The 19744-nt window shown below is 44.1% G+C and carries 15 protein-coding genes; 10 read left to right on the top strand and 5 right to left on the bottom strand.

The genetic code is table 11. From position 1 onward, the window contains the following. Positions 1-2: 2 nt before the first annotated feature. From ICV01_RS06470 to ICV01_RS06455, 4 genes are all read right to left on the bottom strand, one after another. Positions 3-3101: an efflux RND transporter permease subunit gene (locus tag ICV01_RS06470; protein WP_215286742.1), complete on the bottom strand. Its 3099-nt coding sequence runs from the start codon at positions 3099-3101 to the stop codon at positions 3-5. Further along, complete coding sequence (locus tag ICV01_RS06465) at positions 3098-4360, bottom strand: efflux RND transporter periplasmic adaptor subunit (RefSeq protein WP_215286740.1); 1263 nt, start codon at positions 4358-4360, stop codon at positions 3098-3100. The genes ICV01_RS06470 and ICV01_RS06465 overlap by 4 nt, the downstream gene beginning before the upstream one ends. 75 nt (positions 4361-4435) lie before the next feature. Next, positions 4436-4882 (bottom strand): ribonuclease HI, encoded by a 447-nt coding sequence (gene rnhA, locus ICV01_RS06460; RefSeq protein ID WP_215289166.1) that lies wholly within the window; start codon positions 4880-4882, stop codon positions 4436-4438. A 13-nt stretch (positions 4883-4895) separates the two neighbouring features. Then, complete coding sequence (locus tag ICV01_RS06455) at positions 4896-5723, bottom strand: class I SAM-dependent methyltransferase (protein WP_215286738.1); 828 nt, start codon at positions 5721-5723, stop codon at positions 4896-4898. 14 nt (positions 5724-5737) lie between these two features. Here ICV01_RS06455 and gloB point away from each other — a divergent pair, with 14 nt between their 5' ends. From gloB to ICV01_RS06420, 7 genes are all read left to right on the top strand, one after another. Then, a complete protein-coding gene (gloB, locus tag ICV01_RS06450) occupies positions 5738-6547 on the top strand; it encodes a hydroxyacylglutathione hydrolase (RefSeq protein ID WP_215286736.1) in 810 nt (269 codons plus the stop codon). Then, a complete protein-coding gene (locus ICV01_RS06445) occupies positions 6544-7884 on the top strand; it encodes a transglycosylase SLT domain-containing protein (protein ID WP_215286734.1) in 1341 nt (446 codons plus the stop codon). Before gloB ends, ICV01_RS06445 begins: the two co-directional genes overlap by 4 nt. A gap of 107 nt (positions 7885-7991) precedes the next feature. After that, positions 7992-9866, top strand: coding sequence for a propionate--CoA ligase (locus tag ICV01_RS06440; protein ID WP_215286733.1), 1875 nt, complete (start codon positions 7992-7994; stop codon positions 9864-9866). Between the two features lie 242 nt (positions 9867-10108). Continuing rightward, on the top strand, positions 10109-11272 hold the full coding sequence (carA, locus tag ICV01_RS06435) for a glutamine-hydrolyzing carbamoyl-phosphate synthase small subunit (RefSeq protein WP_251369419.1): 1164 nt from the start codon (positions 10109-10111) through the stop codon (positions 11270-11272). A gap of 9 nt (positions 11273-11281) precedes the next feature. Then, entirely contained in the window at positions 11282-14527 is a 3246-nt protein-coding gene (carB, locus tag ICV01_RS06430; protein ID WP_215286731.1) for a carbamoyl-phosphate synthase large subunit, read from the top strand. Between the two features lie 51 nt (positions 14528-14578). Continuing rightward, positions 14579-15055, top strand: a complete 477-nt coding sequence (gene greA / locus ICV01_RS06425) for a transcription elongation factor GreA (RefSeq protein WP_215286730.1) — start codon at positions 14579-14581, stop codon at positions 15053-15055. 3 nt (positions 15056-15058) lie between these two features. Then, on the top strand, positions 15059-15550 hold the full coding sequence (locus ICV01_RS06420; RefSeq protein ID WP_251369328.1) for a DUF4149 domain-containing protein: 492 nt from the start codon (positions 15059-15061) through the stop codon (positions 15548-15550). 29 nt (positions 15551-15579) lie between these two features. Here the strand turns inward: ICV01_RS06420 and ICV01_RS06415 are convergent, their stop codons facing one another. Further along, positions 15580-16059, bottom strand: coding sequence for a YhbY family RNA-binding protein (locus ICV01_RS06415; protein ID WP_215286729.1), 480 nt, complete (start codon positions 16057-16059; stop codon positions 15580-15582). Between the two features lie 148 nt (positions 16060-16207). Between ICV01_RS06415 and ICV01_RS06410 the strand changes: the two genes are divergently transcribed. From ICV01_RS06410 to folP, 3 genes are all read left to right on the top strand, one after another. Then, positions 16208-16879: an RlmE family RNA methyltransferase gene (locus tag ICV01_RS06410; protein WP_215286728.1), complete on the top strand. Its 672-nt coding sequence runs from the start codon at positions 16208-16210 to the stop codon at positions 16877-16879. 124 nt (positions 16880-17003) lie between these two features. Further along, positions 17004-18884 (top strand): ATP-dependent zinc metalloprotease FtsH, encoded by a 1881-nt coding sequence (gene ftsH, locus ICV01_RS06405; RefSeq protein ID WP_215286727.1) that lies wholly within the window; start codon positions 17004-17006, stop codon positions 18882-18884. Beyond that, a complete protein-coding gene (folP, locus tag ICV01_RS06400) occupies positions 18884-19744 on the top strand; it encodes a dihydropteroate synthase (RefSeq protein WP_215286725.1) in 861 nt (286 codons plus the stop codon). Before ftsH ends, folP begins: the two co-directional genes overlap by 1 nt.

Here is a 19744-nt window from a genome sequence, read left to right as displayed (position 1 = left end):
GCTTAATCCGTTAACATTTCTGGGGCGATTTCTCGAGGACCTGTGCCGCTGTATTTATCTAGGAAGAGATAAATCACAGGGGTAATTAATAGCGTAATTACTTGAGAAACTAATAAACCTCCTACTACGGCGATACCTAACGGTTGTCGTAGTTCTGCGCCTGCCCCTAAGCCGATTGCGATTGGAAGGGCCCCCATGAGGGCTGCTAAAGTTGTCATCGTAATAGGCCTAAAACGTAATAAGCAGGCAGTTCGAATAGCTTCTTTAGGACTGAGCCCTTGTGTGCGTTGGGCCTCTAATGCAAAGTCAATCATCAGAATCGCATTCTTTTTCACGATACCAATGAGAAGCAAGATGCCGATTGTGGCAATGATGGTTAGTTCTAGATCAAAAATTCTCAAAAATATTAGTGCCCCAATTGCTGCCGATGGTAAGCCAGCCAAGATGGTGAGAGGATGAATATAGCTTTCGTATAAAACGCCAAGTAGCACGTAAATCACTAGAACGGCAGTTAGTAAAAGAATAATTTGGCTTGATTGACCGCTTTGGAAAACTGCGGCATCGCCACCATAGCTAGTAATGATTGATGGGGGTAGTTGAACTTCTTTAACGTATTGCTCTAGTTTTTTAGTAGCATCTCCAAGAGCTACGTCAGGCGCTAGGTTGAAAGAAATAGTCACTGCTGGAACTTGCCCCTGATGGTTAACAGCAGTTGGGCCAATACTTCTCTTGAATTTAGCAATGCTTGAAAGAGGAACGAGTCGGTCGCTTGTTCTTCCGCGTACATAAATGCTTCCTAGGTCTGTCTCATATTGCTTATATTCATCGCCAACCTGCAAAATTACTTGGTAGGTGTTGACGCTGGTGTAAATGGTTGAAACTTGGCGTTCACCATAAGCGGAGTAGAGGGAGTTACGAATTTCTGAAATAGTAACGCCTGCGCTAGCTGCTTTATCGCGATCAATTTCAATTTGGGCTTGTAAGCCTTTTAATTGAGAGTCGGTCGTGATGTCACGGAAAAGATTATTATCTGTCCGCATTCTTTCCACAACTTTGTTGGCCCAATCGTTAACGCCTTCAAAACCTACACTTTGAAGGATATATTGATAGCGACTTTTGGTTACTTTACCGCCTAGTTGTAAATTTTGGATGGGGCGTAGATAAATAGCCAAGCCGGGAATGTTTTTCAGATCGCTCCTTAGGCTCTCTAAAACTTTTTTCATGCTAACTCGATCGCTGCGAGGTTTTAGATTAACGAACATACGCCCTGAGTTAGTTCCCGAGTTGGCTCCGCCGCCTAAAAGAGAAACAAGTCCATCGACGTTAGGGTTTTTGCGAACAATCTCAGCGGCTTGATTTTGAAGATCAACCATGGCATTAAAGGAAATGTCATCGGCTGCTTCGGTTGTCACAAATAATTGACCAATATCTTCTTCAGGGAAGAAGCCTTTAGGGCTCCAGATAAAAAGTGCGACTGTTAGGGCAAAGGTCGCGAGCGCGCCTTGTAAAACACGTCTCTGATTATTTAATGCCCAATCAAGCGCTTTTTCATAAGTTTGGAGTAATGCATGGAAATATTTATCAAATTTGATGGTGATTTCTTTTTCAACAGCTTCTTCGCCATGTTTAGGAAGAAATTTACTGCATAGCATGGGGACAAGCGTTAGAGAAATCATTGCAGATACTAAGATGGATAGCGCTACAACTACTGCAAATTCTCTAAATAACAATCCAATTGGGCCGGGCATGAAAAAGATGGGGATAAATACCGCAACCAAAGAGATTGAAATTGAAACAATCGTGAAACTCACTTCACGACTACCTTTTAGAGAGGCTTTAAGTGGGTGCATGCCTCCTTCAATGTGACGCATGATGTTTTCAAGCACCACAATCGCGTCATCAACTACTAAACCTACAGCAATAGTTACTCCCAGTAAGGAGATGTTATCTAAGCTATATCCTAGCCAGTACATTAAGAAGAATGCACCGATTAATGAGACTGGCAAGCTTAGCGCCGGAATGATGGTCGCCGCAGCATGTTTTAAGAATAAGAAAATAACTAAGACTACTAATCCAATAGTTAGGAGTAGGGTTAAGTTCACATCATGAATAGCTTCGCGAATAGATATTGAGCGGTCAATTAATAGATTTAAATGTACAGATGCAGGCATCTGTGTTGCAAATTTGGGCACCATTGCTCTGACGGCATCAACCACATTGACCGAGTTGGCAGTAGGTTGGCGTAAAACAGCTAAAGCAATTGAGCGCTCCCCATTAAATGATGCTGCGGTCTTAACTGATTCATAGCTTTCATTGACTTCAGCAACATCTTTTAGACGAACTGGTAAGCCGTTGCGTTGAGCGATAACTAGATTGGCATACTCGCTCGCCTTAACCATTTGCTCATTGGCGTAAATGGTTAGCAATTGTCTTGGACCATCTAATACGCCAACAGGAGTGTTGGAGTTTGCGCTATTGATAGCAGTTGCTAAATCATTCAGCGTTAGGTTTTTAGATGCCAATTGGTTTGGGTTAACTAATACACGAACCGCATATCTTTTTTGGCCGTATACAACAACTTGGGCAACGCCATCGATGGTTGATAGTGTTGGAGAGATGAGATTTTCAGCGTAGTCGCTAATTTGTGACAAATCCATAGAAGGAGATGTCATCGTCATGATTAACACAGGGGCATCTGCTGGGTTGACCTTCCGATAAGACGGTGGGTTGGTCATTTCAATCGGTAAGCGCTTTTGCGCACGCAAAAGCGCTGCCTGAACGTCCACAGCAGCTTTATCAATATCACGATTGTTGTTGAATTCCAATGTGATATTGGTGGTGCCAAGTGTGTTGGTGGAGCTAATGACGTTGATGCCGTCAATGGTGGAGAATTCTTTTTCTAACGGCAGTGCCACAGAAGATGCCATGTTTTCTGGGCTTGCGCCCGGAAGATTAGCGCTAACCTGGATAACAGGTGTATTGAAGCTTGGTAGGGCGGCAACTGGGATGCTGAGATAGGCTATCGCACCAGCAGCAACCACTGCTAGCGATAACAATGTCGTCATCACTGGACGACGTATACATAGTTCTGAAAGATTCATTTGGTGGCAGCTTTCTCGGTTGGAGCCGGCACCTCTTTGATACTGCTATTAGGGCGTAGATTTTGCTTGCCTTCAACAACAATCTTGGCTGTTTCATCTATGCCGGTGATGACTGTTTCACCTTGATATTGATAAATCACTTTAACTGGTTTTAATGAAACTTTATTTTCTTTTTCAACCACATAAAGGTGGTCACCTTTGGTGTTGGTAACAATTGCTTGCGTTGGAACTACTAAAGCATCTTGAAGAGTTTTGGCTTTTAATCTGACGCGTACAAATTGGCCTGGAATCATCAAGCTCTGCTTGTTTTCTAATTGGGCTTTCACACGGACTGCACCAATGGCTGGATCAACTTGGTTATCCACTACGTAGACCTTACCTTCAATAGGTGTCTTTGATCCTGTTACATCCACACTGACTGTCAGTTGGTCATTGGCGTCACGTTCACCTAGAAGTAATGGAATTTCTTTTTCGGAAACTGTGAATTGCACATTAATCGGATCAAGTTGAGTAATGGTGACCATTGCACCTGTTGTGGTCGTGGCTGTTGCGCTTGTGCTAGTTGCAACGTTGGTGCCAGCTTGCACAAGGCTGCCTGGGAAGACGTTGATCACACCTGCGCGACCACGAATCGGTGAGCGGATGTGATCAAAACTTAAAGTAACCTCAGCGGCTTTGGCACTTGCTTCAGCTGATTTCATATTCGCAAGTGATGTATCAACAGCAGCTTGCGATAAGAATTTCTTTTCTAACAATTCGGATGCTCGTTTGTATTGGCGCGCAGCATCATCAGCTAATGCTCTAGCTTTATCTAAATTAGCTTTATCAGCACGGTCATCTAATGTGAAAAGTAAATCGCCAGCTTTAACCTCTTGACCTTCTTTGATATGAATCTTGCTTACAAGATTGGTAGTTTGTGGGCGTATATCAACAATATTAGCTGCAACGATGTTGCCAGTGGCTTCAATGATGATGGGGATACTTTTCTTTTCCACTAGCTTTGTGGTCACCACTTGAGGCGGCATTTTTTTGCTGGCTTCAGGGAAGAAGTAGTTGTAGGCGTAGTTGGCGCCGTAAATGAGAGCTATAACAATAACAACTTGTTTCTTATGGCTCAGTAACCATGAAACTATTTTTTTAAGATTAATTTTTTTGATGATTTGCAGTGCTTGTGTGAAAACTTTGCAGCCAAGTTGTAATGTTTTTTGTTTTAACTGATCGATAAATTTCATAGCTCTAGGACGGCATGTGCCAGCCACTATCTCCTTGTATGTTCTAGGAGAATTCTCGCACATTCGGGCAGCTTTTTCAGCTTATATAACCACCCCGAAGCGCTATTTTAGGTGGCTGAGGGCTTTTTCTACACCTTTGTTGGCCAGGGCATCGGCCAATTCATTGCCGGGGTGTCCGGCATGGCCTTTGACCCAGTGCCAATCTATTTGATGTTTGCCTAAAAGGCTGTCAATTTCTTGCCATAAATCAACATTTTTGACGGGATCTTTCCCTGCTGTTTTCCAACCGCGGGCTTTCCATCCTCCCATCCACTCGGTGACGCCTTGCATGACATATTTTGAGTCTGTGTATAAGCTCACGTGGCACGCCAATTTGAGTGCTTTGAGTGCCTCAATGACAGCTGTCATTTCCATTCTGTTATTGGTGGTTTGAGCCTCTCCACCAAATAAGTGTTTTTCTTTATCACCTGACTTAAGCACAACGCCCCAGCCGCCTGGACCAGGGTTGCCTTTGCAGGCGCCATCTGTGTAAATGGTAACTTTGCCCAAATTGTCCTTGTGGCTATGAGTCATGAATGTCTTTCTGAGCTATTTTTCGCTGAGGGCTAGTTAGATTGGTGGCTGGGCTGAGTTGGCTGCTGGTTGGGCTTGGTTTTGAGTCAATTTTGCCAACCAGGGTCATGCCGGATACTCGTTTGACAGCAGATACGATGAATACCGAGCCTAATACTGGCCACCAACGATCCCCAGCTTTTTCTAGAAATCCCATTTTTTTCATACCTGATTTGCTTCGAAGGGGTAGTCGATAGCAACCAAATCGACCTCGATCAACCGAGAAATTTAATAATTTCAGCCAATCTTTAATGCGTAACAGCGCTATAAATTGACCCTCTCTAGGTAAGTAGGGTGTTTGACCTAGGATATGGCTTAAATACTGTCTTAAACCCCATAAACTAGCTGGGTTGAAGCCGGAGATGACGACGCGACCTTCGGGCATCAAGACCCTCTCCACTTCTCTTAAGACAGCGTGGGGGTCGGAGGCAAACTCTAAAACATGGGGCAAAATGACTAAATCCAGACTTTGACTCGTAAATGGCAGTTCTTCTGGTATGCCATCCACAGCATGCCAAGTATGTTCCATACTATCGTCCTGGTTGGGTTTGTCGTGGGGGGCTCTTAGGATGATTTGCAGCGGCATCCTGTTTTCTTGAAGGGTTAAAAGTTGCGGCAAACCTATCTGTAAGGCGTGATAGCCAAAAATATCGCTCACAATGTGGTCAAATTGAGCCTGTTCCCACTCTAGGACGTATTTTCCTGGGGGTGAGCTTAGCCAAGCATCCCAAGATGTCCAAGGTGCTTTGCGTGCTGATGTGGGCTTTGCTCGATTCATGTATTAACTTTTAAATGCCTAAACAAATATTACAGGTACAACCGATTGCTGCTTATGACGATAACTATATTTGGTTATTGTCGGACGGTTATTTTGCCGTAGTTGTTGATCCAGGTGATGCGCAGCCTGTTATAGCCTACTTAAAAGAGCATCACTTGCAGTTGAAGGCAATTTTAATCACTCATCACCATGCGGATCATGTGGGTGGAGTCGCAGAGTTACATCGTTGGGTAATCGAGTCTAGCGGGGAGGCACCTGCTGTTTATGGCCCGATGACTGAAGATATTCCTTTGCGAAACGAGAGTTTGATGCAGGGGGATAGCTTACATTTGCATGCGCCTGCGTGCGAATTGTTTGTGATGGAAGTGCCAGGACATACCTTGGGGCATTTGGCTTTTTATGTCGAAACTGAGTCAAGTAAACATTTATTTTGTGGCGATACATTATTTGCTTCAGGATGCGGACGTATTTTTGAGGGGACGCCTCAGCAAATGTTTGATTCTTTAATGAAACTTAAGCAATTACCTGACGATACTTTGGTGCATTGCGCCCATGAATACACCTTAAGTAATATAAAATTCGCCTTAGCCGTTGAGCCTAATAATCATGATTTGTTGGATTGGCAGGCTCGAGCGCAGGCTCTGAGAAATGCTGGTAAACCGACTTTGCCAACAACTGTAGCGCATGAAAAGCGCGTTAATCCCTTTCTTAGATCAGATACTTCATCGGTGGTGGCTAAGATTCGTGAGCGACAACCATTGATTAGTAATGAGCCTGTACATGTGTTTGCCGCTTTACGCGCATGGAAAGATGGATTTAAATGATTGTTGAGAAGTTGATTCGCTATGTTTTGATTGCATCATGTGCGCTGATTGTCAGTGCCTGTGCATCGTTAAATGGCGATTGGACAAATGAGCCTAGTAGTGTTGCTAAAAATGGAAAGGCAACAAGGGCTCCTAGGGTTAATATTGACAAGCAGTCTGTCCGATCATTAGACGCACCTTATAACGATTTATGGGATCGTATTCGTGATGGTTTCGGATTTGACGAGATGGACGGCCCGTTAGTCATTAAGCACGTCCGCTGGTATTCCGATCGTCCTGATTATGTTGATCGGATGATGTCGCGCTCATCACGCTATCTTTTTTATATCGTTGAGGAAGTCGAGCGGCGTAAGATGCCTATGGAGTTGGCATTATTACCATTTATTGAAAGCGCCTTTAATCCAGAAGCATTTTCCAGGGCTAAGGCATCTGGTATGTGGCAGTTCATGCCTGCTACAGGCAAAGACTTTAAGTTAACGCAAAACGTTTTTAGGGATGAACGACGTGATGTGATTCAGTCAACCGATGCAGCGTTGGATTATTTACAACGCTTATACAAAATGTTTGGTGATTGGCCTTTAGCTTTGGCAGCTTATAACTGGGGCGAGGGTAATGTTGCTAAAGCCATTAAACGTAATCAGTCAAAAGGTTTGCCAACAGATTACATGAGTTTGTCGATGCCTGATGAGACGCGTAATTATGTGCCAAAACTATTAGCGGTCAAGCGAATTGTTGAAGATTCAAAAGCATATGGATTGAATCTTCCTAAATTAGAAAATCACCCATACTTTGTGATTGTCACTACATCTAAAGATGTGGATGTGGATTTAGCTGCAAACTTTGCAAGGATGAGTTTGGCCGAATTCAAATTAATGAATCCTTCATTTAATAAACCAGTTATTTTGGGAGTGACTGAGCCGCAAATTTTGCTGCCATTTGGGCGCGCAGAATCATTTCAAGATAATTTAAATTCTCATAAGGGACCGCTTTCTTCTTGGACGGCGATTCGTTTGGGTGCCAGGGAAACGGTCGATCAATTAGCTAAACGATTGAGTGTCGATGCCGCTCAAATCAGGGAAATTAATGGTATTCCTAAAGGGATGAGAATTAAACCTGGATCAACAGTGATCATTCCTAAGTCTAAAAAAGCGGCGGATGTATCAGAGAGTTTGGCATCAAATGCCACGCTAAATCTCGAGAAAGAAGAGCAGGCTAAGAAGAAGGTTAAGGGCAAGAAAGTCGCCGCCAATAAAGCTGGGCAAAAGTTAAAACCCAAATCTAAAAAAGCGCCAGCTAAAGAAACTAAATTAGCTGAAAATCGTAAAAAATCTAACTAATTAGTCTTAAATATCAGGTGAATCCCTGACCTGTCAGACCCTAGTCAGCCTTAGACCTCAAATTCTTATGGTTTGAGTAAATTGTCTTGGTTGATTTGGGAGTGTGTATGTCTGCATATAAAGCGTTTCATGAGCGTTCTGTCAAAGATCCTCAAGGTTTCTGGGCTGAACAAGCGCAGTTAATTGAATGGCAAAAGCCATTTGATCAGGTGTTGGATTACAGTAATCCACCGTTTGCAAAATGGTTCAAAGGTGGCAAAACAAATTTATGCCATAACGCCGTTGACCGTCACTTAAAAGATCGTCCTGATCAACAGGCTTTGATTGCGGTATCGACAGAAACTGATCAAGAGAAAATTTATACATTTAGAGAGTTGCATACAGAAGTCAATCGCATGGCTGCCATCCTTAAAGCTAATGGTGTGGTGAAGGGTGATCGTGTTTTGATTTATATGCCGATGATTGCGGAAGCTTGCTTTGCGATGTTGGCTTGTGTGCGTTTAGGTGCGATTCATTCGGTGGTGTTTGGTGGTTTTGCTTCTCATAGCTTGGCTTCGCGTATTGATGATGCAAAGCCGAAGATGGTGATTTTGGCTGAGGCAGGTGCGCGTGGCGGTAAACCTGTGCCATATAAGCCTTTATTGGATGAGGCTATTAAGCTTTCAGAGCATAAGCCAGCAAAAGTATTGGTGGTGGATCGTAAGTTGGTGGAGTACACCAAGGTAGAGGGACGTGATTTGGATTACGCCACCGAGCGCGCCAAAGTGATGGATGCCGATGTTCCTTGTGAGTGGTTGGACGCAACAGATCCGTCATACATTCTTTACACATCAGGCACAACTGGTAAGCCTAAAGGAGTGCAACGCGATACGGGTGGTTATGCGGTAGCGTTGGCTGCTTCTATGCGTCATATCTATGGCGGCAAGCCTGGCGAAGCGATGTTTACAACTTCTGATATTGGTTGGGTTGTTGGACATAGTTACATTATTTATGGCCCATTGATTAATGGTATGGCTACCATCATGTATGAAGGTACGCCATTGCGTCCGGATGCTGGTATTTGGTGGCAGTTGGTTGAGAAGTACAAAGTTTCAGTCATGTTCTCCGCACCAACGGCTGCGCGCGTATTGAAAAAACAAGATCCGGCATTTTTAACTAAATATGACTTATCAACATTGCGCTCTGTGTTTTTAGCGGGTGAGCCATTGGATGAGCCAACTGCTACTTGGTTGCACCAAGCTATTAATAAACCAATTGTTGATAACTATTGGCAGACTGAGACAGGTTGGCCAATGTTGGCTTTACAGCGCGGTATTGAAGTGATGCCGCATAAATTTGGTTCCCCAGGCGTGCCTGTCTATGGCTACAACATGAAATTGTTAGATGATGCGACGGGTGCCGAGTTGGGTGCTGATCAAAAAGGTGTGGTGGCAATTGAAGGCCCATTGCCTCCGGGTTGTATGCAAACAGTTTGGGGTGATGACGAGCGCTTTGTTAAGACTTATTGGCAGACGGTACCGGGCAAGCTTGTTTATTCGACTTTTGACTGGGGTATTAAAGATAAAGATGGTTACTTCTTTATTTTAGGTAGAACAGATGACGTGATTAACGTGGCTGGTCACCGTTTGGGAACTCGTGAGATTGAAGAGAGTATTTCAAGTCATCCAAATGTGGCTGAAGTAGCTGTTGTTGGTGTCGAAGATAAGCTAAAGGGGCAGGTAGCGGTTGGTTTTGCTATCCCTAAGGATGCCAACAATACAGCAACATTAGAGGCGGAAATTCTTAAAACGGTGGATTCTCAGCTAGGTGCTGTTGCTAGACCGGCGCGTGTTTATGTTGTGACAGCCTTGCCAAAGACCCGTTCTGGCAAGATTGTTCGTCGTGCGCTGCAGGCTGTGGCTGAGGGTCGTGATCCAGGTGATTTGAGTACCCTAGATGATCAAACAGTTTTGGAGCAAATTAAAACTTTGTTAGCCTCTTAGTTAAAAGGCTCTCAGAGCCTGTAACTATATGAATAAAGGGGAATTTATTCCCCTTTTTCATTGGTCAATTTAGGGTAATTCCTGAGTAAAAATGCTCGATAAGGTATAATTCTTCAGTTACGTTATTAGATACCGCCCTAGCGCTTAAAGACACATATACCTCCCGAAAATTCCCAGACCGGAGGTGTCTTTTCCGGATGAAGGGTGTGTCGGATGGCAGTAGGGCATTGGAGATACCTTTGCTGCCACCGTTAATTCTTTCTTTACCCCCAGCAGTCTTGGCCCTTGCCGATGGAACCCTTTTTACGGGTTATAGCATTGGTGCGCCTGGCCAATCTGCCGGTGAGGTTGTTTTTAATACTGCGATAACTGGATACCAAGAGATTCTCACGGATCCAAGCTATTCACGTCAGTTGGTTACCTTAACTTACCCCCATATCGGTAATGTTGGTGTTAATCAGCAGGATTGTGAGTCTACTAAGATTCACGCGGCTGGTTTGATCATCAAGGACCTGTCTTCAATTGCGTCCAATTTCCGTAGCGAAAAAACGCTGAGCGATTATTTGGCTGGTGAGGGTGTGGTTGGTATTTCTGGCATTGATACAAGAAAATTGACGCGCATTTTGCGTGATAAAGGTGCTCAACCGGGAGCGATTGTTGCTGGTAAGGTGGGTGACTCTATTGAAAGTATTCGTGAGAAAGCTTTAGCGGCAGCTAAGAGCTTTCCTGGTATGGCTGGGTTGGATCTTGCTCAGGTAGTAACCACTTCCGAAGTTTACGAGTGGACTGAGGGGGAATGGGGTTTAACTTCTGATGATGGTAAGCCAGGGTTTACAAAACTAGATAAGCCTTTAAAGCACGTTGTGGCTTATGACTTTGGTGTAAAGCGCAATATTTTGAGGATGTTGTCCGAGCGTGGTTGTCGTTTAACAGTTGTTCCAGCTAAAACATCCGCTGCAGAAGTTTTAGCAATGAATCCTGATGGTGTATTTTTATCGAATGGCCCTGGAGATCCGGAGCCTTGCGATTACGCAATTGCAGCAGCTAAAACATTCATTGATAAGGGTATTCCAACTTTTGGTATTTGTTTGGGCCATCAAATCATGGGCTTGGCTGCTGGCGCAAAAACATTAAAAATGAAATTTGGTCATCACGGTGCTAATCATCCTGTTAAGGATTTAGATAATGGCCGCGTGGTGATTACTTCTCAAAACCACGGCTTTGCTGTGGATGCAACAACATTGCCAGCTAATGTAAGACCTACCCATGTGTCTTTATTTGATGGTTCATTGCAGGGTTTGGCTTGGACAGATAAGCCAGCCTTCTGTTTCCAGGGTCACCCAGAGGCATCGCCAGGACCGCATGATATTGCCTACCTGTTTGATCGCTTTATTAAATTGATGTGAGATTGACGAATGCCTAAGCGTACCGACATAAAAAGTATTTTAATTATTGGCGCGGGTCCTATCGTCATTGGACAGGCCTGCGAATTCGATTACTCAGGCGCTCAAGCTTGTAAAGCTTTGCGATCAGAGGGTTATAAAGTTATTTTGGTTAATAGCAATCCTGCGACCATCATGACAGATCCTGAGATGGCTGATGTGACATACATTGAGCCGATCACATGGGAAGTGGTTGAGCGCATCATCGCTAAAGAAAAGCCTGATGCTATCTTGCCAACGATGGGTGGGCAAACTGCCTTGAATTGCGCATTAGATTTGCATCGCCATGGTGTTTTAAAGAAATATGGTTGTGAGTTAATTGGAGCGTCTCCTGAAGCTATTGATAAAGCTGAGGATCGTCAAAAGTTCAAAGAGGCTATGACGAAAATTGGTTTGGGTTCTGCTAAGTCAGGCATTGCTCACTCGATGGAAGATGCTCATGCTGTTCAACAACAAATTGCCGCTGAAACAGGTGGCGCTGGTTACCCAGTCATTATTCGCCCATCGTTTACGATGGGTGGTTCTGGCGGCGGTATCGCTTATAACCGTGAAGAATTTGAAGAGATTTGTAAGCGTGGCTTGGATTTATCCCCGACGCGTGAGTTATTGATTGAAGAATCGCTCTTGGGTTGGAAAGAGTATGAGATGGAAGTGGTGCGTGACCGCAAGGACAATTGCATCATCGTTTGTTCTATTGAAAACTTAGATCCAATGGGTGTTCATACAGGTGACTCTATTACGGTTGCGCCTGCTCAAACTCTAACTGATCGCGAATATCAAATTTTACGTAATGCTTCTCTAGCAGTGTTACGTGAAATTGGCGTTGATACAGGTGGTTCAAACGTTCAGTTCTCAATTAATCCAAAAGACGGTCGCATGATCGTGATCGAGATGAATCCTCGCGTATCTCGTTCTTCTGCCTTGGCATCTAAAGCAACAGGTTTCCCAATTGCAAAAATTGCTGCTAAGTTAGCGGTTGGGTTTACTTTGGATGAATTGCAAAATGACATTACTGGCGGTAAAACGCCAGCGTCATTTGAGCCATCAATTGATTATGTTGTAACAAAAATACCGCGTTTTGCATTTGAAAAGTTCCCCGCAGCTGATAAGCGTTTGACAACGCAAATGAAATCTGTGGGTGAGGTGATGGCGATTGGTCGCACATTCCAAGAGTCTTTCCAAAAAGCATTGCGTGGTTTGGAGGTTGGTGTTGATGGGCTAGATGAGAAATCAACAGACCTTGATGAGATTACTCAGGAGATTCGTGAGCCTGGCCCTGATCGCATTTGGTATTTGGGCGATGCTTTCCGTATGGGAATGACAAAGGAAGATGCCTTCCTTAATACGGCTATTGATCCTTGGTTCTTGACTCAAATTTCTGAATTAATAGAAATTGAGAAAAAACTACAAGTTCGTCAGTTAAAAGATTTAAGCGCGGAAGAATTGCGCTTTGTTAAGCAAAAAGGATTTTCAGATCGCCGCTTAGCTAAATTATTAAAGACGGATGCCAAGTCTGTTCGTGAAACCCGTCATGCGTTAAAAGTAAGACCTGTTTACAAGCGTGTTGATACTTGCGCTGCAGAGTTCTCCACAAATACTGCTTATATGTATTCATGCTATGAAGCTGAGCATGGTGAGTGTGAGGCAGCACCGACTAATAAAGAGAAAATCATGGTTTTGGGCGGTGGCCCGAATCGTATTGGTCAGGGTATCGAGTTTGATTACTGTTGCGTGCATGCTGCCTTAGCTATGCGTGAGGACGGATATGAAACTATCATGGTGAACTGTAATCCTGAAACGGTTTCTACTGACTATGACACTTCTGACCGTTTGTATTTCGAGCCATTAACGCTTGAAGACGTATTGGAGATCGTGGCTATTGAGAAACCGAAGGGTGTGATTGTTCAATACGGTGGGCAAACGCCTTTGAAATTGGCTTTGGATTTGGAGGCTAATGGTGTGCCAATTATTGGCACAAGCCCAGATATGATCGATGCTGCAGAAGATCGTGAGCGCTTCCAGAAGTTATTGCAAGATTTAGGTTTGCGTCAGCCACCTAATAGGACTGCTCGCACTGAGACTGAGGCATTGGCTTTAGCGGATGAGATTGGTTATCCATTGGTGGTTCGTCCATCTTATGTATTGGGCGGTCGAGCGATGGAGATTGTTCATGACGGCCGTGATCTTGAGCGTTATATGCGTGAAGCGGTCAAGGTTTCTCATGATTCACCAGTATTGCTAGATCGTTTCTTGAATGATGCGATTGAGTGTGATGTGGACTGTATTTCGGATGGTAAGAGAGTCTTTATTGGCGGCGTGATGGAACACATCGAGCAGGCTGGCGTTCACTCAGGTGATTCAGCATGTTCATTACCGCCATATTCATTATCCAAAGAAACAGTTGATGAGATGCGCCGTCAAACTGCTGCGATGGCCAAGGGTCTTAACGTGGTTGGTTTGATGAACGTACAGTTTGCGATTCAACAAGTTGATGGCAAAGACATCGTATATGTTTTGGAAGTGAATCCGCGCGCATCTAGAACGGTGCCGTATGTATCTAAAGCAACTGGTTTGCAATTAGCGAAAATTGCAGCACGTTGTATGGCTGGTGAAAGTTTGGACGAGCAGGGTATTGGAGAAGAGGTTATCCCTCCATATTTCTCTGTGAAAGAAGCCGTATTCCCATTCAACAAATTTCCAGGTGTAGACCCAATCTTAGGACCAGAGATGCGTTCGACTGGTGAGGTGATGGGGGTTGGCAAGACGTTTGGTGAGGCCTTATTCAAGTCGCAGTTAGCAGCTAGTACAACTTTACCTAAATCTGGCACGGTGCTTTTAACTGTCAAAGATAGCGATAAGGTAAAGGCTGTTGAAGTTGCTCAAATGTTGCATGGTATGGGTTATTCGATTGTTGCTACGCAGGGTACAGCGGCGGCTATTGAAGCTGCTGGGGTTCCTGTCAAGCGTGTTAACAAAGTTAAAGATGGTCGCCCGCATATTGTGGACATGATTAAGAATGGCGAAATTGAGTTGGTATTTACAACTGTTGATGAAACAAGAACAGCAATTGCTGACTCAAGATCTATTCGTACAACCGCACAGGCGAATCGTGTAACGTATTACACAACGATTAGTGGTGCAAAAGCAGCTGTTGCTGGTATTAAAGCAATTGACCAATTGGAAGTTTATGACTTGCAAGGTCTCCATACTTCTCTTTAAGAGATGTATGGATAGTTGGCTAATGATTAGTTAAGAAAGTTTGAAGTAGATATGAGTACGATTCCAATTACAAAACGTGGCGCAGAGCTTTTGAAAGAAGAGTTGCATAACTTAAAACATGTGGAGCGACCATCTGTAATTAATGCAATTGCGGAAGCTCGTGCGCAAGGCGACTTATCTGAAAATGCTGAATATGATGCCGCTAAAGAAAAGCAGGCGTTTATTGAGGGGCGTATTCAAGAGTTGGAAGGTAAATTATCTGCCGCTCAAATTATTGACCCTAGTGATTTAGATGTTGAAGGGCGTATCGTTTTTGGTGCGACAGTCGAACTTGAAGATTTAGAAAATGGTAAGAAAGCTATTTATCAAATCGTGGGTGATGACGAAGCTGATTTAGATAGCGGGAAAATTTCTATTAGTTCACCTATCGCAAGGGCTCTTATCGGTAAAGAGGAGGGTGATGTTGCTACGTTCAATGCCCCAGGTGGTAACCGAGAAGTTGAGATTCTTAACGTCAACTACATTTAATTGATGGCTATGCACACCACGGCTCAAAGAGTGTTTGTATATATTTTTGCGCTTTGGTTGGGTAGTCTCGTAACGATTGGTTATGTGGTGGCCCCGGTTCTTTTTGCAACATTACACGACACTCAGGTTGCTGGAATGATTGCTGGCCAGTTATTCCGTATTGAGGGAACTATTAGCTTGGTCTTAGGGGTTGCTTTGATTGTCTTTGCTAATTTGTTAGTTAAGCGAGGATTGGTACATTACAAGCAGGTTCGCTGGTATTTGTTGGCGATGTTGATTGGTGCTGCTATTGTTGCTTTTATTCTGCAGCCCATGATGAATGCTATGAGAGAAGAGGCGCTTGCTCAAGGTTTTCCTGTCATGCTTTCACCATTAGCCGCATCGTTTGGCAGGCTTCATGGTGTTTCGAGTGTTTTATATTTAATCCAAACTTTATTGGGTTTGGTATTGATGTGGCGCTTAACTAAATCTGTCGATCTAGTTAAGGCCGACTAAATAGGTAAAAATAAATAGAGCTGTGAGCTTTAATTGCCAAGTTGGCGTTTTTTAACACTTGTTTGACGTGGTTTTGAACGCTTCACTTGTCCACCGGCTGCAACACGTTGGTTGCCTAAAACAGTTGTAGCAACAGGTTTAGGTCTGCGTTGTGGATTGCGAGTGAATTTTTTAACCATCACAGTCTTTGGGGCGCCATGCTTGCTACGACGTTTGTCTGACTGTTCTTTTTCTACTTTAGGGCGATAAAGAACTAATAGTTTTCCAATGTGTTGAATCGGGGCTGCGTTAAGTTCATCGCACAATTGGTCGTAAATCGCTACGCGTGTTTCACGGTCATCGCCAAATACGCGCACTTTAATGAGACCATGTGAGTTAAGCGCATTATTAACTTCCTTGGTGACGGCTGGAGTTAGGCCATCGGCACCAATTAAGACGATTGGTTTTAACGCGTGTGCGTCGGAGCGGTGTGCCGAACGTTCGGCAGAGGATAATTCAAGTATTGGCATAGGAATTTCTTTGGAAGTTCTACATGATAAGCGATTCCGTGGGCAACTTTTCATGTGGACGAGATAAAAACAGCGGAAAATACGAGATTAGTGAAATTAATTACTAAAACTGCCAAAAAATGCAGTTCATAAGTGGAAATAAATAGTTGTGGCAAAGAATAAATTTAATAAAGACTGGTTGAACGATCACTTGAATGACCCTTACGTCAAAATGGCGCAAAGGGAGGGTTATCGTGCCCGTGCAGCGTATAAGCTCAAGGAAATTGATGAGCAGGATCACTTGATTGGTCCTGGCATGGTGATTGTCGATTTGGGTAGCACGCCGGGAAGTTGGTCTCAGTATGCACGTAATAAATTGGTGGAGTTTGGGAAGAAGAACCCTAATATCCCAGATGGTAAGCCTTATGGAACCATTGTTGCGATTGATATTCTGCCCATGGAAGATATTGCAGATGTGACGTTTTTACAGGGCGATTTTAGAGAAGAAGAGGTTTTACGACGTTTCGAGGCTTTGTTACCAGGGGATCCTGCAAATGGGCCTCGAGTGGATTTGGTGATGTCCGATATGGCGCCTAACCTTTCTGGAGTTGCTACGGCTGATGCAGCGCGTATGGGGCATTTGGCAGATTTGGCATTGGAGTTTGCCCAAGCGCATTTAAAGCCTAACGGAGCGCTGTTAATCAAGTGTTTCCATGGAAGTGGTTACAGTCAAATTGTTGAATCATTTAAAAAAGTCTTCAAAACAGTTTCCCCTAGGAAGCCCAAGGCATCTCGCGACAAGTCTGCTGAGACCTTTTTATTGGGTAAAAACCTTAAATAAGCATTAAAAACCCTATAAAACCTTAGGAAATATATGGGAATTCCTTCTTTTTTAGTCAAGCACTTGAAAAATGGAGGGAGTAGAATCATATGGTGTGTAGATATATCTGCCTTAAGGAGGCTTTGTGAACAATAACTGGATACAGAAGGTTGGTGTGTGGCTCGTTGTGGGACTCATACTATTTACTGTCTTCAAACAATTCGATAAGCCTCGCGCTCAAGAGGGCATCACTTACTCTCAATTTATGGATGATGCCAAAAACGGCAAAATCAAAAGAGTTGATGTTCAGGGGCGCAATATTCAAGTAACACCTGCTGATGGACAGAAGTATTCAGTTATTAGCCCTGGTGATATCTGGATGGTTGGTGATTTGATGAAGTATGGCGTACAGGTAACAGGTAAAGCTGAGGAAGAGCAATCTTTGTTGGTGTCTGCTTTGTATTATTTGGGCCCCACTTTATTAATTATTGGCTTCTGGTTCTTGATGATGAAGCAAATGCAGGGTGGTGGTAAGGGCGGAGCATTTTCATTTGGGAAATCACGCGCTCGCTTAATTGATGAAAATACAAATGCCATTACATTCGCTGATGTTGCTGGATGTGATGAGGCTAAAGAAGAAGTTTTTGAATTAGTCGATTTCTTAAAAGATCCGACGAAGTTCCAAAAATTAGGTGGGCATATCCCACGAGGTGTTCTTTTAGTGGGTCCCCCAGGTACAGGTAAAACTTTATTGGCTAAAGCGATTGCTGGTGAAGCTAAGGTGCCGTTCTTTTCTATTTCGGGATCTGACTTCGTTGAAATGTTTGTTGGTGTTGGTGCTGCTCGTGTTCGCGACATGTTTGAGAACGCTAAAAAGCAAGCGCCTTGCATCATCTTTATCGATGAGATTGATGCGGTTGGACGTCACCGTGGAGCTGGTATGGGTGGTGGCAATGATGAGCGCGAGCAAACCTTAAATCAAATGTTGGTTGAGATGGATGGTTTTGAACCAAATAGCGGTGTGATTGTGATTGCTGCTACAAACCGTTCTGATGTATTGGATAAGGCTTTATTAAGGCCGGGTCGTTTTGACCGTCAGGTGCATGTTGGCTTGCCTGATATTCGTGGCCGTGAACAAATTCTTAAAGTGCATATGCGCAAAGTTCCTATTAATAGCGATGTGGATGCGGCTGTTTTGGCGCGCGGTACACCAGGGTTTTCAGGTGCAGATTTAGCAAATTTGGTGAATGAATCAGCATTGTTCGCTGCCCGTCGTAATAAGCGTACTGTTGACATGCAAGACTTTGAAGATGCTAAAGATAAGATCTTTATGGGGCCTGAGCGTAAGTCTGCTGTGATGCGTGAAGAAGAGCGCCGTAATACGGCTTATCACGAGTCGGGACATGCTGTAGTGGCTAAGATTTTGCCAAAGGCTGATCCAGTTCATAAGGTAAGCATCATGCCGCGCGGCTGGGCTTTAGGTGTGACTTGGCAGTTGCCTGAGCATGATCGTGTGAATATGTACAAAGACAAAATGTTAGAAGAGATTTCTATTTTGTTTGGTGGTCGCTTGGCTGAAGAGATTTTCTTGAATTCAAGTAGTACTGGCGCATCGAACGATTTTGAACGTGCCACAAAAATGGCGCGTGACATGGTGACTCGTTATGGTATGAGTGAAGTGTTGGGTACGATGGTTTATGTTGATTCAGAGCAGCCAGGTATGTTTGGCGCAATGACAGCTAAGTCAGTATCTGAAGCTACACAACAGAAAGTAGATATTGAGATTCGCGCTATCTTGGATCGTCAATACGCGGTTGCTAAGAAAATCTTGGAAGAGAATCGCGATAAGGTTGAGGTGATGGTCAAGGCCTTGCTTGAGTGGGAAACTATTGATGCAGATCAGGTGAATGACATCATGGCAGGTAAATCACCACGTCCGCCTAAATATCCACCATCAGCTAATAGCGGTGGCCCATCAGGTGGCGCTCCCGCAGTTGCTGAAGGGGGCGCTCCGGCGGCAGCTTGATGAGTGAGAAACAAATAACGCCCGTGGCATGGAGCTGCGGGCGTTTTCTTTTTGACTGGAGCCAAAGAACCGCGCCTGTGGTGATGGGGATTCTGAACCTCACGCCCGATTCATTTTCTGATGGTGGAAGTTTTACTCGTCGCGATGAGGCCTTGCGACATGCTGAAAGAATGATGGCGCAGGGCGCCGAAATGATTGATGTGGGTGGTGAGTCGAGTCGTCCGGGTTCTGAGCCACTTTCATTGCAGGAAGAGTTAGATCGCGTGATGCCCATTCTTGAGGCGCTAAAAGATGCACCTGTGGCTATTTCTTTGGACACTTATAAAGCCAAAGTGATGAAAGCGGCTGTTGAATTAGGCATTGATTGTATTAATGATATTTGGGCATTTAGGCAGCCTCACGCTATTGAGGCGATTGCTAAAAGTTCATGCGGTGTGATGTTGATGCATATGCAAAAAGATCCTCAAACGATGCAGTTTGATCCACACTACAAAGATGTGGTGAGTGAGGTGAATGGGTTTTTAATGGAGCGTTGCGTCACTCTAGAAGATGAAGGTATTACTCGCGAGCGCTTAGCTATCGACCCTGGTTTTGGATTTGGCAAAACTGTTCAGCACAATATGGCTATGTTGGCGCATTTCAAAACATTTTGTCAGCATGGGTTGCCAGTAGTTGCTGGTATTTCTAGAAAATCTAGCTTGGGTGCGGTGACGGGGCGTGATGTAGAACACCGCATAACTGCAAGTGTCGCCGCTGCTTTAATGGCGATTGAGCGGGGCGCCAAAATCGTTCGGGTGCATGATGTGGCTGAGACGATGGATGCTGTAAAAATTTGGTCGGCGACACAAGATTCCTTATAG

It is taken from the genome of Polynucleobacter sp. MWH-Spelu-300-X4, from assembly GCF_018687515.1.
Taxonomy (GTDB): Bacteria; Pseudomonadota; Gammaproteobacteria; order Burkholderiales; family Burkholderiaceae; genus Polynucleobacter.
This window is presented reverse-complemented; position numbering and strand designations above follow the sequence as displayed.